Source organism: Nocardioides sp. Arc9.136 (assembly GCF_030506255.1).
Lineage (GTDB): Bacteria > Actinomycetota > Actinomycetes > Propionibacteriales > Nocardioidaceae > Nocardioides.
The window spans coordinates 501,286-516,980 of record NZ_CP113431.1; the positions used below are offsets into that span (position 1 = coordinate 501,286).

Annotated in this window: 10 protein-coding genes; 8 read left to right on the forward strand and 2 right to left on the reverse strand. The window is 75.2% G+C overall.

Annotated elements, in window-relative coordinates:
• Genes OSR43_RS02340 through OSR43_RS02375 form a run of 8 tightly spaced genes read left to right on the forward strand, consistent with a single transcriptional unit; the run spans position 1 to position 11,937 of the window.
• Positions 1 to 999, forward strand: coding sequence for an ABC transporter permease (locus OSR43_RS02340; protein ID WP_302269384.1), 999 nt, complete (start codon positions 1 to 3; stop codon positions 997 to 999).
• On the forward strand, positions 999 to 2,960 hold the full coding sequence (locus tag OSR43_RS02345; RefSeq protein WP_302269385.1) for a dipeptide/oligopeptide/nickel ABC transporter permease/ATP-binding protein: 1,962 nt from the start codon (positions 999 to 1,001) through the stop codon (positions 2,958 to 2,960). Before OSR43_RS02340 ends, OSR43_RS02345 begins: the two co-directional genes overlap by 1 nt.
• Positions 2,957 to 3,742 (forward strand): ABC transporter ATP-binding protein, encoded by a 786-nt coding sequence (locus OSR43_RS02350; RefSeq protein ID WP_302269386.1) that lies wholly within the window; start codon positions 2,957 to 2,959, stop codon positions 3,740 to 3,742. The genes OSR43_RS02345 and OSR43_RS02350 overlap by 4 nt, the downstream gene beginning before the upstream one ends.
• Positions 3,739 to 7,047, forward strand: coding sequence for a serine hydrolase (locus OSR43_RS02355; RefSeq protein WP_302269387.1), 3,309 nt, complete (start codon positions 3,739 to 3,741; stop codon positions 7,045 to 7,047). Before OSR43_RS02350 ends, OSR43_RS02355 begins: the two co-directional genes overlap by 4 nt.
• The gene (locus tag OSR43_RS02360) at positions 7,047 to 8,186 is read left to right on the forward strand and encodes a M20/M25/M40 family metallo-hydrolase (protein ID WP_302269389.1); all 1,140 of its coding nucleotides are present in this window, start codon (positions 7,047 to 7,049) and stop codon (positions 8,184 to 8,186) included. Before OSR43_RS02355 ends, OSR43_RS02360 begins: the two co-directional genes overlap by 1 nt.
• Positions 8,183 to 9,121, forward strand: a complete 939-nt coding sequence (locus OSR43_RS02365; RefSeq protein WP_302269390.1) for a GNAT family N-acetyltransferase — start codon at positions 8,183 to 8,185, stop codon at positions 9,119 to 9,121. Before OSR43_RS02360 ends, OSR43_RS02365 begins: the two co-directional genes overlap by 4 nt.
• On the forward strand, positions 9,118 to 10,224 hold the full coding sequence (menC, locus tag OSR43_RS02370) for an o-succinylbenzoate synthase (RefSeq protein WP_302269391.1): 1,107 nt from the start codon (positions 9,118 to 9,120) through the stop codon (positions 10,222 to 10,224). The genes OSR43_RS02365 and menC overlap by 4 nt, the downstream gene beginning before the upstream one ends.
• A 30-nt stretch (positions 10,225 to 10,254) precedes the next feature.
• Positions 10,255 to 11,937, forward strand: coding sequence for a CdaR family transcriptional regulator (locus OSR43_RS02375; RefSeq protein ID WP_302269392.1), 1,683 nt, complete (start codon positions 10,255 to 10,257; stop codon positions 11,935 to 11,937).
• 308 nt (positions 11,938 to 12,245) lie between these two features.
• On the opposite strand, the gene OSR43_RS02380 is transcribed toward OSR43_RS02375, so the two are convergent.
• Both OSR43_RS02380 and katG read right to left on the reverse strand, forming a co-directional pair.
• Entirely contained in the window at positions 12,246 to 13,316 is a 1,071-nt protein-coding gene (locus tag OSR43_RS02380; protein ID WP_302269393.1) for an SLC13 family permease, read from the reverse strand.
• A gap of 86 nt (positions 13,317 to 13,402) precedes the next feature.
• Positions 13,403 to 15,673 carry a catalase/peroxidase HPI gene (katG, locus tag OSR43_RS02385; RefSeq protein WP_302269394.1) on the reverse strand — a complete coding sequence of 757 codons (2,271 nt, stop codon included), beginning with the start codon at positions 15,671 to 15,673 and terminating at the stop codon, positions 13,403 to 13,405.
• Between the last annotated feature and the right edge of the window lie 22 nt (positions 15,674 to 15,695).

Consider the following 15,695-nt stretch of genomic DNA (forward strand, 5'->3'; position numbering starts at 1 on the left):
GTGGCCACCACGGCGATCCCGGGCGTCGGCCGGCCGGCGCGCACCCTGGAGTCGCGGCCCTGGCTGCGGTTCGCGCTGCGACGCTCGGGCCGGCTCCTGGTGTCGCTGTGGGTGCTGCTGACCGCGTCGTTCCTGATGACGCACCTGATCCCCGGCGACCCGGTGCGCGGAGCCCTCGGGCCCACCGCGCCCGCGGACCTCGTCGCGGCCAAGCGCGCGGCGCTCGGCCTCGACGACCCGCTGCCGGTGCAGTACCTGGACTACCTGCGCGGCGTCGTCACCGGTGACTTCGGCACCTCGCTGATCTCGCAGGTGCCGGTCGCCGACGTCCTCGCCCAACGGCTGCCGGCGACGCTGTGGCTGGCGGTCCTCGGCTTCGCGGTGGCGGTCGCCGTCGCGGTGCCGGTCGGCGTCGTCGCCGGCGTGCTGACCCGCCGGGGGCACGGGCGCCGCACCGAGCTGGCCTTCACCGGCACCAGCGTGGTGCTCGGCACGATCCCGGACTTCCTGGTCGGCGTCGCGCTGGTCTACGTCTTCGGCGTCCGGCTCGGCGCGCTGCCGGTGGCCGGCAACGACACGCTCTCCTCGCTCGTGCTCCCGGTCCTCGCGCTGGCGATCGGCCCGGCCGCGATCCTGGCGCGGGTCCTGCGCGTGGAGATGGTCACCGTGCTGCAGGCGGACTTCATCCGTACGGCGCGCGCCAAGCGCCTGCCGCCCCGCACCGTCCACCTGCGCCACGCCCTGCCCAACGCGCTGACGGCCAGCCTGACCCTGTGCGGGCTGCTGCTCGGGTCGATGGTCGCCGGCACGGTCCTGGTCGAGAACGTCTTCGCCTGGCCCGGCCTGGGCAGCACGATCGTCTCCTCGATCCTCAACAAGGACTACCCGGTCGTGCAGGGGATCGTCCTCGTCTACGGGATCGGCGTGCTGCTCGTGAACACGCTGGTCGACGTGGTCCTCGCCCTGCTCGACCCGCGGTCGATGATCAAGGAGGACTGATGAGCCGAGACGGTCGCCGACCGCCCCGCTGGGCCGGCGTGGTGCGCACTCCGCTGGGCCTGGCCACCGCGGTCCTCACCGCCGCGATGCTCGTCCTGGCCGTGGTCGCCCCCCTGCTGTGGGCCGACGCCGCGGACGCCGTCGACACCGACGACATCCTGGCCGGGCCGTCCGCCGAGCACTGGGCCGGCACCGACAACCTCGGCCGCGACATCCTGCTCCGGACGCTCGTGGCCGCCCGGCTCTCCTTCCAGCTGGCGCTCGGCGCGACCGCGATCGCCGTGCTCGTCGGGCTGGTCCTCGGCACCGCCCCGCTGCTGCTCGGGCGCCGCTCGGGACGGATGGTCGTCGCGGGCGTCAACATCGCCGTCGCCTTCCCCGGGCTGCTGCTCGCGCTGTTCTTCGCCGTCGTCTTCGGCGTCGGCGCCACCGGCGCGGTGCTGGCCGTCGGCCTCGCCGGCGCGCCCAGCTTCGCCCGCCTGGTGCAGACCCTGGTGGCCGGCGTGGCCTCCCGGGACTACGTCTCGGCCGCGCGGGTCGCCGGCGTCGGCGAGCTGCGCATCCTGGTGCGGCACGTGCTGCCGAACATCGCCGAGCCGCTCATCGTCAACGCCACGATCGGCGCCGGCTCGGCGCTGCTCTCCTTCGCGGGGCTCTCCTTCCTCGGCCTCGGCGTGCAGGCGCCGTCCTACGACTGGGGGCGGCTGCTGTTCGAGGGCGTCGGCTCGCTGTACGTCAACCCCGCGGCGGCCTTCGCCCCCGGCGCGGCCGTGCTGCTCGCCGGCCTGGTGCTCAACCTGCTGGGCGAGTCGGTCGCCAAGGCCGTCGGCATGGCGTCGCCCGGCGACCTGGCCGCGGCCCCCAGACGGGGTCGGACCCGCGCGACCGGCGTGCCGCACGCGCCGGTCACCGAGCCGGACGCCCACGCCGGCGCGCCCGACGTGGTCCTCGACGTCCGCGACCTGCGCGTGGGGTTCCCCGGCCGCGACGGCGGGTCACCGGTGGAGCCGGTCCGGGGCGTGACGTTCTCGGTGCGCCGCGGCGAGGCGGTGGGCATCGTCGGGGAGTCGGGGTCCGGCAAGTCGCTGACCGCGCTCGCCGTCGCCCAGCTGCTCGACGACCACGCCGACGTCCGGGCGGACCGGCTGGACCTCCTCGGCGAGGACCTCACGACGGGGGACAGCCCGGCGCGCCGCCACCACCTCGGCACCTCGCTGGCGATGGTCTTCCAGGACCCGATGTCGTCGTTCAACCCGACCACCCGCATCGGCACCCAGCTCGCGGAGGTCGCCCGGCACCACCAGGGCATGGACCGGCGCGAGGCGCTCGCCCGCGCCGTCGACCGCCTCGACGCCGTCCGGATCCCCGAGGCCGAGCGGCGGGCGCGCCAGTACCCCCACGAGTTCTCCGGCGGCATGCGCCAGCGCGCGATGATCGGCATGGGCCTGATGGGCACGCCGTCGCTCATCGTCGCCGACGAGCCGACGACCGCCCTCGACGTCACCGTCCAGCAGCAGGTGCTCGACCTGCTGCAGTCCATCCGCCGCGCCGACGACGTCGCCCTGGTGCTGATCAGCCACGACGTCACCGTCGTCGGCGACGTCTGCGACCGCGTGCTGGTGATGTACGCCGGCCGCATCGTGGAGGACCTGTCGGCCGCCGAGCTCACCACGGCGGCGCGCCACCCCTACACCCGCGCGCTGGTCGCCGCCGTGCCGGCCATGGACACCGACCTCGACCGGCCGCTCACCGTGATCCCCGGCCGCCCGGTCGATCCCGCCGACGTCCCGCCGGGCTGCCCGTACGCCGCCCGCTGCCCGCTGGTCTCCGACCGGTGCCGGACCGAGGACCCGCCGCTGGTCGCCGACGGCACGGCCCACCGGGTCGCCTGCTGGCACGCCGACGAGGCGGTCGACCTCGAGCTCGGTCCCCGTCCGCTGGCGGAGGTGGACGTCCCGTGAGCGAGCTGCGCTTCGACGACGTGTCGGTCCGCTACGGGCGGAGCACCGTGGTGGACGGGGTCTCCCTGGTCGTCCCGCCCGGCGAGGTCGTGGGCCTGGTCGGGGAGTCCGGCTCGGGCAAGTCGACCCTGGCCCGCGCCGCCGTCGGGCTGGCCCCGCTCCACGGCGGGGCGATCCTCCTCGACGGCGAGCCGGTCCCGACGCGTGGCCGGCGCCGCCCGGTGCAGATGGTCTTCCAGGACCCGTTCTCCTCCCTGGACCCGCGGATGACGATCGCGGAGAGCATCGCCGAGGCCATGCCGCGCGACGTCGGCCGCGCCCAGCGGCGTGCCGAGGTCGGCCGGCTGCTCGAGCTGGTGCACCTGGACCCGGCCCGCGCGGACGCGCGCCCCGCGGAGCTCTCCGGTGGGCAGCGGCAGCGCGTCGCGCTGGCCCGCGCGCTGGCCGCCCGCCCCGCGGTCGTCGTGGCCGACGAGATCACCTCGGCGCTCGACGTGTCGGTGCAGGGCACGGTCCTCAACCTGGTCCGCGAGCTCCAGCGCGAGCTGGGCCTCTCCATGCTCTTCATCTCCCACAACCTCGCCGTCGTGCGGTACGTCGCGTCGTACGTCGCCGTCATGCACCGCGGCGTGGTCGTCGAGCAGGGCCCCACCGCCCGGGTGCTCGCCGAGCCGACCGAGACCTACACGCGCGACCTGCTGGCCGCCGTCCCCGGCCGTTCCGGGAGCACCCCCGGCGCCACCGCCGGAACCTCCAGCGCCTCCCCAAGGAGCCACCCATGACCCGCACCATGCGCATCGACGACCTCACGGCCCTGGCCGTGCCCTCCCAGCCGGCGCTCTCCCCGGACGGCGGCACCGTCGCCCACGTGGTCCGGACCCTCGACACGGCCGAGGACCGCACCGTCGACCGGCTCTGGCTGGTCGGCACCGCCGGCGGCGACGCGCGTCCGCTGACCGCCGGGCCCGCCGACACCGCGCCGTCCTGGTCGCCCGACGGGTCGCGGATCGCGTTCGTCCGCGACGGCCAGGTGCATGTGCTGGCGGCGACCGGCGGCGAGCCGCGACAGGTCGGGCACCTGCCGTGCGGCGTGGCCGGGACCCCCGCGTGGAGCCCCGACGGCACCCGGCTGCTCGTCCCGGCCCCGGTCGACCCGACCGACGGTGCGGAGCCGCTCGTCGCCCGGCGCCTGGACTACCAGTCCGACGGTGCGGGGCTGCTCGGGGCGGCACGCCGCCAGCTGCACGTGCTCGACGTCGACTCCGGCCGGTGCCGGCAGCTGACCGACGGGCGTGAGCACGCCGACGGGCCGGCCTGGTCGCCCGACGGCCGCTCGATCGCCTTCCTGCGCAAGGTCGGCGACGACAGCGACCTCACGTTCCGCACGGCCGTCCACGTGCTCGACGCCGAGGACCGCAAGGCCGAGCCCCGGGTCGTCGCGCTGGCCGACGGGCTCGCCGGCGCGGTGTCGTACGCCCCGGACGGCCGGAGCCTCCTCGTCATCGGCCACCCCGGCGACCCCGTCGGGCACCAGCACCTGCTGCGCGTGCCGCTGGACGGCGGCGCGACCCGCGACCTGACCGGCCACCTGGACCGCAACGTGATGGCGGGCGGGCCGGCGTACCCCGGCGCCCGGCCGCACGTGCTCGCCGACGGCCGGGTCCTCGTCGCCGTCCGCGACCGCGGCTGCACCCACCTGTGGGCGCTCGAGCCCACCGACCCCGCGCCCGCCGCGACGCCGGTCCTCGCCGGCGAGGGGCGGGTCGTCTCCGGGCTGTCGGTCGTCGGCGGCACGGCCGTCGTCGCGCTCACCACGCCGACGTCGTACGGCGAGCTGGTCGCGCTCGACCTCGCGAGCGGGACCGAGACCGTGCTCACCGACCACGGGGCCGGCCTCGCCGACGTCGAGCTGTTCGTCCCCGAGGAGCGGACGTTCACCGTCTCCGACGGCGTGGAGGTCCAGGGCTGGCTGGTCCGGGACCCCGCCCGCTCCGGCCCGCGCCCGCTGCTGCTCGACGTGCACGGCGGCCCGCACAACGCGTGGAACGCCGCCGCCGACGAGATGCACCCCTACCACCAGGAGCTCGCCGCGCGGGGCTGGGTCGTGCTGCTGGTCAACCCCCGCGGCAGCGACGGCTACGGCGAGGAGTTCTACGACGGCGTCAACGGGGCCTGGGGGGTCGCCGACGCCCAGGACTTCCTCGAGCCGATCGACGCGCTCGTCGCCGAGGGCCTCGCCGACCCCGACCGGCTGGCGGTCACCGGCTACAGCTACGGCGGCTTCACGACCTGCTGGCTCACCGCCCACGACGACCGGTTCCGGGCCGGCGTCGCCGGCGGCGTGGTGAGCGACATGGTCAGCATGTACGGCACCTGCGACGACGGCACCTGCATGAGCTCCTACGAGCTCGGCGGGACGCCCTGGGAGCAGCCCGAGGCGTACGCCGCGATGTCGCCGATCACCCACGTCGACCGGGTCACCACGCCCACGCTGGTGCTGCACGGCCTCGAGGACCTCACCTGCCCGGTCGGCCAGGCCCAGCAGTGGCACACCTCCCTGCGCCACCGCGGCGTGCCCACCGAGCTCGTGCTCTACCCGGGGGCCGCGCACGCCTTCATCCTGCTCGGCCGGCCCTCGCAGCGCCTCGACTACGCACGCCGCGTCGTGGACTGGGTCGAGCAGCACGTCCTCCGCGACGGTCGGCCCCGCCTCGATCTCGGCCACTGGCAGCGGCGGCTCTCGGCCCTCGCCGAGAAGCACGGCGTGCCCGGGGCGCAGCTGGGCATCCTGCGCCTCGGCGGGCCCGACGCCGAGGACGAGGTGGTCGTCGCGACCCACGGTGTCCTCAACGTCGACACCCGCGCGCCGGTCACCCCCGACTCGGTCTTCCAGATCGGGTCGATCACCAAGGTGTGGACCGCGACCCTCGTCATGCAGCTGGTCGACGAGGGGCTCGCCGACCTCGACGCCCCGGTGGTGGAGGTGCTGCCGGAGCTGCGCCTCGCCGACCCCGACGTCACCAAGCAGGTCACGCTGCGCCACCTGCTCAACCACACCAGCGGCATCGACGGCGACGTCTTCACCGACACCGGCCGCGGCGACGACTGCCTGGAGAAGTACGTCGCGCTGCTCCACGAGCAGACCCAGAACCACCCGCTCGGCGCGACCTGGTCCTACTGCAACGCCGGCTTCTCGGTCCTCGGCCGGGTGGTCGAGGTGCTCACCGGCACCACCTGGGACCAGGCGATGCGCGACCGGATCTTCGCCCCCCTGGGCATGCGGCGCGCGCTCACGCTCCCCGAGGACGCGCTGCTCCAGGCCGCCGCGGTCGGCCACGCCACCGAGGACGGTCGCAAGCAGGTGGTGCCGATCTGGCAGCTGCCGCGGTCGGTCGGGCCCGCGGGCCTGGTCACCGCCGACGCCGCGGACGTCCTCGCCTTCGCCCGGCTCCACCTGACCGAGGGCCTGGCCCCCGACGGCACCCGTGTCCTCGGCGAGGGGTCGGCCCGCGCGATGGCCGCCCACCAGGCCGACCTGCCCGACGTCCACTCCCTGGGGGACTCCTGGGGCCTGGGCTGGATCCGGTTCGGCTGGGACGGCCACCGGCTCTACGGCCACGACGGCAACACCATCGGCCAGGCGGCGTTCCTGCGGGTCCTGCCGGAGGCCGGCCTCGCGGTGACGCTGCTGACCAACAACGACGGCAGCCGCGACCTCTACGAGGACCTCTACCGCGAGCTGTTCGACGAGCTCGCCGGCGTGCGGATGACCCCGCGGCTGCTGCCGCCGGAGCCGCCCGCGGACGTCGACCTCGCGCCGTACGTCGGCACCTACGCCCGGGCCGGGGTCCGGATGGAGGTGCTCGACGGCGGACCCGGACCGCGGCTGCGGACGACCGTCCTCGGGCCGCTGGCCGAGATGGTCCCCGACCCGGTGGAGGAGCACCCGCTGGTCGCCTACGCGCCCGGCATGTTCCTCACCCGGCCCGAGGGCGCCGAGACGTGGTTCCCGGTCACCTTCTTCGAGCTGCCCACCGGCGAGCGGTACCTCCACTTCGGTGCCCGCGCGACGCCGCGGGTCGACTGATGGACCTGCTGGAGGAGCTGCTGGCCGACGCCCGCGAGCTGATCGGCTGCGAGTCGCCCTCGACCGACCTCGCGGCGGTCGCCCGGTCCGCGGACGTCGTCGCCCGGGTCGGCGAGCGCCGGCTGGGCCGGGCCCCGGAGCGGATCGTGCTCGACGGCCGGACGCACCTGCGCTGGCGGCTCGGCGAGGGTGCCTCGCGGGTGCTGCTGCTGGGCCACCACGACACCGTCTGGCCGATCGGCTCCCTGGGCACCCACCCCTGCGCCGTCACCGACGCGGCCGAGGGCGGGGTGCTGCGCGGCCCGGGCTGCCTGGACATGAAGGTGGGTCTCGCGATGGCCTTCCACGCCGCCGCCGGCCAGGACGGGGTCACCCTGCTGGTCACCGGCGACGAGGAGCTCGGCTCGCCGAGCTCCCGCGGCCTGGTCGAGGAGGAGGCCCGCGCCGCCGGCGCCGCGCTGGTGCTCGAGGCCGCCGCCGACGGCGGCGCGCTCAAGAGCGAGCGCAAGGGCGTCTCGCTGTACGACGTGCGCCTGCTCGGCCGCGCCGCGCACGCCGGCCTGGAGCCCGAGCGCGGGGTCAACGCGACGCTCGAGCTGGCCCACCAGTCGCTGGCCGTGGCCGCGCTGGCCGACCCGGCCGCGGGCACGACGGTCACGCCGACGGCGGCGCGCTCGGGGCAGACCACCAACACGGTGCCGGCCGAGGGGTCGTTCGCGGTCGACGTCCGGGTGCGCTCGCTGGCCGAGCAGCAGCGGGTCGACGACGCCGTCCGCGCGCTGCGGCCGGTGCTCGACGGAGCGGCCGTCGAGGTCCACGGCGGCCCCAACCGGCCGCCGCTGGAGGCGTCGTCCTCCGCCGCCCTGCTCGAGCGGGCACAGGGGCTCGCCGCCCGGCTCGGGCTGCCGCCGCTCGAGGCCACCGCGGTCGGGGGCGCCTCGGACGGGAACTTCACCGCCGGCGTCGGCACCCCCACCCTCGACGGCCTGGGCGCCGTCGGCGGTGGGGCGCACGCCGACCACGAGCACGTCCTGCTCGCGCCGCTCGTCGGGCGCACGACGCTGCTGCGCGCCCTGGTCGAGGACCTGCTGGCCGTGCCGACGAACCGGGCCCGCGCGACTTGTGGGGCGCGACCATGACGCTGCCCGAGAAGGCCGGGAGCATCGGCCACGTGACCGACCTCGCCGCCGCACCGCAGCGGGCACCCGAGCCGGCGACCGAGCTGGACCGGGCCGTCCGGGTGGCCGAGGCCGCCGCGCTCGCCTCCGGGGTGACCGTGCGCGAGCTCGCCGGCCTCGGCGAGCTGGAGCAGGTCGTCGACCTCTACGCCGGCATCTGGGGCCGCAGCACCAACCCGCCGGTCACCCTCGAGCTGCTCCGGGCGTTCACCAAGGCGGGCAACTACGTCGGCGGCGCCTTCGCCGAGGGCCGGCTCGTCGGCGCCTGCGTGGGGTTCTTCCACGCGCCGGGCGACGACGCGCTGCACAGCCACATCGCCGGTGTCTCGCCGGAGGTGGTGGGCCGCAGCGTGGGGTTCGCGCTCAAGCTGCACCAGCGCAGCTGGGCGCTGCTGCGCGGCGTCTCCGACATCGCCTGGACCTTCGACCCGCTCGTCAGCCGCAACGCCTACTTCAACGTCGGCAAGCTGGCCGCGCGTCCGGTGGAGTACCTCACCAACTTCTACGGCCTGATGCCCGACTCCCTCAACGGCCAGGACGAGACCGACCGCCTGCTCGTGCGGTGGCGCCTGCTCGACCCGGCCGTCGTGGCCGCCTGCTCGGGTACCCGGGTGCCGTTCCCCGCCGGCCCGGAGGGCCCGGACGGCCCGGACGGCGAGGTGGTCACCGCCGTGGGTGTCGGGGACGACGGCTCCCCGGTGCCCGGACGGCTCGACGCGGCCGTCCTCCGCGTCGCCGTGCCGCGCGACATCAGTGGCCTCCGGGTCACCGACCCCGTGCTCGCGCACCGCTGGCGGACCAGCGTGCGCGAGGCGCTCGCGGCGCTCCTCGCCGACGGCGCCCGCATCACCGCTTTCGACCCTGCCGGCTGGTACGTCGTTCGGAGAGACCTGTGAAGCTCAACGGCGTGGAGCTCCTCCACGTGTCCATGCCCCTCGTGTCGCCGTTCCGGACCTCGTTCGGGACCCAGGTGACGCGCGACCTGCTCGTGCTCCGCGTCGACACCGACGCCGGCGAGGGCTGGGGGGAGTGCGTGACGATGGTCGACCCGCGGTACTCCTCGGAGTACGTCGCCGGCGCGGCCGACGTGCTGCGCCGCTACCTCGTGCCGACCCTCGCCGCGGCCGGCCCGCTCGACGCCTCCCGGGTCGCCGACGTGCTGGCGCCGTTCAAGGGCCACCGGATGGCCAAGGCCGCCCTCGAGATGGGCGTCCTGGACGCCGAGCTGCGCGCCGGCGGCCGCTCCTTCGCGCGCGAGCTCGGCGCGGTCCGCGACCGGGTGCCCGCCGGCGTCTCGGTCGGCATCATGGACGGCGTCCCCCAGCTGCTCGACGCGGTCGAGGGCTACCTGGCCGAGGGGTACGTCCGGATCAAGCTCAAGATCGAGCCCGGCTGGGACGTCGAGCCGGTCCGGGCGGTCCGGGAGCGGTTCGGCGACGACGTCCTGCTGCAGGTCGACGCCAACACGGCGTACACGCTCGCCGACGCCCGCCACCTCGCTCGCCTCGACCCGTTCGACCTGCTGCTGATCGAGCAGCCGCTCGAGGAGGAGGACGTCCTCGGGCACGCCCGCCTCGCCCAGCTGATCACCACCCCGGTGTGCCTCGACGAGTCGATCGTCTCCGCGCAGTCGGCCGCGGCGGCGATCACGCTCGGCGCCTGCTCGGTGGTCAACATCAAGCCCGGGCGGGTGGGCGGCTACCTCGAGGCCCGCCGGATCCACGACGTCTGCCGCGCCCACGGCGTGCCGGTGTGGTGCGGAGGCATGCTCGAGACCGGCATCGGCCGTGCGGCGAACGTCGCGCTCGCCGCGCTGCCCGGGTTCACGATGCCCGGCGACACCTCGGCCTCGGACCGGTACTACTCGACCGACGTCACCGACCCGTTCGTCCTCGAGGAGGGCACGCTCGCGGTGCCCGAGGGACCCGGCATCGGGGTCACCCCCGACGCCGACCGGCTCGCGGCCGTCACCACGCGGACGGAGTGGCTGTCGGCGTGAGGAGCGCCGTACGCCGCTAGGGTCCGGGTCGTGCAGTCCTCGGCGGTCCCGGGCCCCCGGGCGCGGGCCAGCCTCGCCCGGGTACTGGACGACCTCGGGAGCACGCTGCTCGAGCTGGTCCACGGCGACCCCGGTCGCGCGGAGGAGATCAGCGGCGTGGTCATCCACGACCCGCTCGACGCGCCCGTGCTGCCGCGCCGCTCGCTCGTGCTCGGGGTCGGCGTGGAGGAGCCGGACCGGGTGGCCGAGCTGCTCGGCGAGCTCGGGCGGCGGGACGCCGCGGCGCTGGTGCTGCGGGCGCCGGTGCCGGTGTCGCCGGAGGTGCGCGCCGCCTCGGAGGCCGCCGGGGTGCCGGTGCTCGGCCTGAGCCGGGGCGCCCCGTGGGCCCACCTGGCCGCCATGCTGCGCTCGCTGCTCGTCGAGGGCGACGTGGGTGCGGTGGCCCCGGAGTCGCTGGGCGGGCTGCCCTCCGGCGACCTGTTCGCCGTCGCCAACGCGATCGCCTCGCTGCTGGACGCGCCCATCACCATCGAGGACCGGAACTCGCGGGTCCTGGCGTTCTCCGGCCGCCAGGACGAGGCCGACCCCTCGCGGGTGGAGACGATCCTGGGCCGGCAGGTGCCCGAGCGCTACTCCCGGATCCTCAGCGAGCGGGGGGTCTTCCGCGAGCTGCACCGCAGCGACCAGCCGATCTTCGTCGACCCCACGCCGGACGCCGACCAGGTCTTCGTCATGCCCCGGGTCGCGGTCGCGGTCCGGGCCGGCGACGAGGTGCTCGGCTCGATCTGGGCCGCCGTCCCCGGACCACTGTCGCCCGAGCGCACCGACGCCCTGCGCGACGCCGCGAAGCTCGTCGCCCTGCACCTGCTGCGCGTGCGTGCCGGCGCCGATGTGGAGCGCCGCGTGCGCGCGGACCTCGTCGGCTCGGTGCTCGAGGGCGGCCCCGGTGCCCGGGAGGCGCTGGAGCGGCTCGGCCTCGCCGACAGCCCGCTGCTCGTGCTCGCGCTGGCGGTGCCCGACCCCGACCCGGAGACCGGCGACGACCCCGTCCTCGCCCACGAGCGGCAGCGGCTCAGCGACGCCTTCGCCGTCCACCTCAGCGCCGTGCACCCGCGGTCGGCCACCGCGCCGGTCGGCGGGGTCACCTACGCCCTGGCGGCGTACGCCGGTCCCGCCGGGGAGGGCGAGGCCCGCGCCGTGCGTGTCGCCGGCGACTTCCTCGAGCGGATCGGTGAGCGGCTGCGCACGGTGGTGGCCGTCGGGCCGGTCGCGACCTCGCTGAGCGAGATCGGCCGGTCACGGGAGACGACCGACCGGGTCCTGCGGGTGCTGCGCGACGACCCGTCGGCCGGCCCGGTCGCCCGCCTCGTCGACGTCCAGACCGAGTCGCTGCTGATGGAGCTGCGCGACCGGGTCCTCGCCCGGGGCGAGCCGGTCACCGGGCCGCTCGCCGCGCTGGTGGCCTACGACGAGGAGCACGACGGCAGCCTGGTCGCCACCCTGCACGCCTGGCTCGAGGCGTTCGGCGACGTCAACCGCGCCGCCGAGGCGCTCTACGTGCACCCCAACACCTTCCGCTACCGCCTGCGCCGCGTGCGCGAGGTCGGCGGCCTCGACCTGCTCGACCCCGCCCAGCGGTTCGCCGTCGGCCTCCAGCTCCGGCTCTGGCCCGGCCTCACCGCCGGCGCGCCCTCCACCGACGACCCGGCCTGACCAGCGGGCCGCTGGTCGAGCAGACGAGCGCCAGCGAGCCGTCGTCGAGACCCGGTGAGGGTGGTTGCGGTGGTGGGGAGGTGCGGGGGTCTCGACGACGCTCAGGCGTTGGACGCCTTCGCTGCTCGACCAGCGGTCGCCGGCTCAGGCGTTGGACGCCTTCGCTGCTCGACCAGCGGTCGCCGGCTCAGGCGTTGGACGCCTTCGCTGCTCGACCAGCGGTCGCCGGCTCAGGCGTTGGGCGCCTTCGCTGCTCGGCCAGCGGTCGCCGGCTCAGGCGTTGGGCGCCTTCGCTGCTCGACCAGCGGTCAGGCGACGAGGGCGCCGAGGACGACGCAGAGGGGGACCACCAGCAGGCCCTCGCGGAGGAACTGGGTCCAGGTGACGTGCAGGCCGGCGAGGCGGCAGCGGCGCCGCCAGAGCAGGTTCGCCAGCGAGCCCCAGAGCAGCAGCATGCCGCCGGCGTTGACCCCGACCAGCAGGGCCGGCTGGAGGCCGTCGTCGGTCAGCGGCGCGAGCGCGAGCCACGCCGGGAGGTTGTCCACGGCGTTGGCGAGCAGGGCCGCCGCGGCGGCCACCGCGACCGGGCCGGGCCAGTCGAGGCGCTCGACGTCGACCACCCGCAGGGCGACCTCGACCAGGGTGAACAGCGCGAAGGTGCCCACGAGGATGACCGCCGGGACCGAGCGCAGCAGCCGGCCTGGCCGCACCAGCCCCGGGTCGCGGACGACGGCGAGCAGCACGAGCACGGCCAGCCCGCCGGTCGCCGCGGCCCAGGCCGGGGCGCCGAGCACGGTCGCCACCGCGATCCCCAGCGCGACGGTCGCGCTGCCGGCGACCAGCACGGCGTCGTACGCCGGGAGCGTGCGGGGGACGGGGTAGGTGCCGGTGAGCGCTGCCCGGTGCCGCAGCGCGAGGACCGTGACAACGACGGCCAGCACGACGACCTGCGGCAGCCAGAGGTCGGCGACGAACGCACCGGCCGACTGCCCCGTGCGCTCGACGGCCAGGAGGTTGGTGAGGTTCGAGATCGGCAAGAGCAGGCTCGCGCCGTTGGCCAGCCACAGCGTGGCGAAGGCGAACGGCAGCGGCGCCACCCCGACCTGGGCGGCGAGCGCGAGGGAGACCGGGGTGAGCATCACCGCGGTGGTGTCGATCCCCAGCAGCACGGTGGTGACGGTCGCGAGCAGGCAGTGGGCCGCGAAGAGCAGCGGCGTGCGGCCACCGGCCAGCCGGGCGACGGCGTGGGCGGCGACGTCGAAGAGCCGGGCGTCCGCGCACAGGTCGCTCACCAGGGTGATGACGAGCAGGAAGGCGAGCACGGGCCACGTGGTCGTCCAGGCGGCGGCGGTCGCCTCGACCAGGACGTCCGGGAGCACGGCCGCACGGTAGTGCCCCGGACGGCGACGAGCCCGGCCGCCCCGTGGTGGGGCGACCGGGCTCGAGCGGGGTCAGGCGGTCGGGCTCACTCCAGGTCGAAGCGGTCCAGCTCCATGACCTTGGTCCAGGCCCGGACGAAGTCCTGGACGAACTTGTCGCGGGCGTCCTCGCTGGCGTAGACCTCGGCGAGGGCACGCAGCTGGGAGTTCGAGCCGAAGATCAGGTCCACCGCGGTGGCGGTCCACTTCGGCTCGCCGGTCGCGGCGTCACGGATGTCGTAGACGTTCTCCTCCGACTCCGAGGCCTTCCACTGCGTGCCGGGGGCGAGCAGGTTGGCGAAGAAGTCGTTGGTGAGCACGCCCGGCCGGTCGGTGAGGACGCCGTGCTGCACGCCGCCGACGTTGTTGCCGAGCGCCCGCAGGCCGCCGACGAGGACGGTCATCTCGGGAGCGGTCAGGTCGAGCATGTAGGAGCGCTCGACCAGGAGGACCTCCGGCTGCATCTTCTCGCCGGACCGCAGGTAGTTGCGGAAGCCGTCGGCACGCGGCTCGAGGACGCGGAAGGAGTGGACGTCGGTCTGCTCCTGGGTGGCGTCGGTGCGGCCGGGGTGGAACGGCACGGTCACCTCGACACCGGCGTCCCGGGCGGCCTTCTCGACCGCGGCCGAGCCGGCCAGGACGATGAGGTCGGCCATCGAGACCTGCGCGCCGCCGCGGCCGTTGAACTCCGCCCGGACGGCCTCGAGCCGCTCGAGCACCCGCTCGAGCTGCTCGGGCTGGTTGGCGGCCCAGCCGCGCTGCGGCTCGAGGCGGATCCGCGCACCGTTGGCGCCACCGCGCTTGTCGGTGGAGCGGAACGACGCGGCCGACGCCCACGCGGTGGAGACCAGCTCGGAGACGGTGAGGCCGGACTCGAGCACGGCCGACTTCAGCGCCGCCACGTCGGCGTCGCCGACGAGCTCGCCCTGCACCGGCGGGACCGGGTCCTGCCACAGCTGCGCCTCGGGCACCCACGGGCCGAGGAAGCGCTCGATGGGGCCCATGTCGCGGTGGAGCAGCTTGTACCAGGCCTTGGCGAAGGCCTGCGAGAACTCGTTGGGGTTCTCCAGGAAGCGGCGCGAGATCTTCTCGTACTCGGGGTCGAAGCGCAGCGCGAGGTCGCTGGTGAGCATGGTCGGCTTGCGCTTGGGGGAGTCGGCGGCCGGGCCGGGGACGATCGCCTCGGCGTCCTTGGCGACCCACTGCCAGGCGCCGGCCGGGCTCTTCTCCAGCTCCCACTCGTACTTGAAGAGGAACTTGAAGAAGTCGTTGCTCCACCGGGTCGGCGTGGAGGTCCAGGTGACCTCCAGGCCCGAGGTGATCGCGTCGGCGCCCTTGCCGGAGCCGAAGCCGCTCTTCCAGCCCAGGCCCTGCTCCTCGATCGGCGCGGCCTCCGGCTCGGGGCCGACCAGGTCGGGGTCGCCGGCGCCGTGGGTCTTGCCGAAGGTGTGGCCGCCGGCGATGAGCGCGACGGTCTCCTCGTCGTTCATCGCCATCCGCGCGAAGGTGTCGCGGATGTCGCGGGCCGAGGCCAGCGGGTCCGGGTTGCCGTTCGGGCCCTCGGGGTTGACGTAGATCAGGCCCATCTGGACCGCGCCCAGGGTCTCCTCGAGCTCGCGCTCGCCGGAGTAGCGCTCGTCGCCCAGCCAGGTGTCCTCGGGGCCCCAGATGATCTCCTCCGGCTCCCAGATGTCCTCGCGGCCGAAGGCGAAGCCGAAGGTCTGGAAGCCCATGTCCTCGAGCGCGACGGTGCCGGCGTACACCAGCAGGTCGGCCCAGGAGATCTTCTGGCCGTGCTTCTGCTTGACCGGCCACAGCAGGCGGCGGGCCTTGTCGATGTTGGCGTTGTCGGGCCAGCTGTTGAGCGGGGCGAAGCGCTGCGAGCCCTCGCCCGCGCCGCCGCGGCCGTCGAAGATGCGGTACGTGCCGGCGGCGTGCCAGCTCATCCGGATGAAGAGGCCGCCGTAGTGGCCGAAGTCGGCGGGCCACCAGTCCTGGGAGGTGTTGAGGACCTCGACGATGTCGCGGCGCAGCTCCTGCAGGTCGAGCTTCTTGAACTCCTCGGAGTAGTCGAAGTCCGGACCGAGCGGGTTGCTCTTGGAGGAGTGGGCGTGCAGCGGCGAGAGGTCGAGGCTGTTGGGCCACCAGTCCTTGTTGGTGTGCGGGCGGCCACCGGTCTTGGGCGTCGGCGAGTCGATCGCCGGGTTCTCGCTCTCGCTGCCGTGCGCGGCGGCGGAGTCGTGCATGACCGGGCAGCCGCCCTCGGCCTTCCGGTCCACCCCCTGGGGGCTGACGGGGGCGTTGTCGTCCTGGGTCATCGATGTCCTTCCGGTGGTGGTG

What these genes read in the sequence shown, in the direction of transcription:
- OSR43_RS02365 (WP_302269390.1), top strand. Translation starts at nt 8,183, where the DNA reads ATGACGCTGCCCGAGAAGGCCGGGAGCATCGGCCACGTGACCGACCTC.
- OSR43_RS02360 (WP_302269389.1), top strand. Translation starts at nt 7,047, where the DNA reads ATGGACCTGCTGGAGGAGCTGCTGGCCGACGCCCGCGAGCTGATCGGC.
- katG (WP_302269394.1), bottom strand. Translation starts at nt 15,673, where the DNA reads ATGACCCAGGACGACAACGCCCCCGTCAGCCCCCAGGGGGTGGACCGG.
- OSR43_RS02355 (WP_302269387.1), top strand. Translation starts at nt 3,739, where the DNA reads ATGACCCGCACCATGCGCATCGACGACCTCACGGCCCTGGCCGTGCCC.
- OSR43_RS02345 (WP_302269385.1), top strand. Translation starts at nt 999, where the DNA reads ATGAGCCGAGACGGTCGCCGACCGCCCCGCTGGGCCGGCGTGGTGCGC.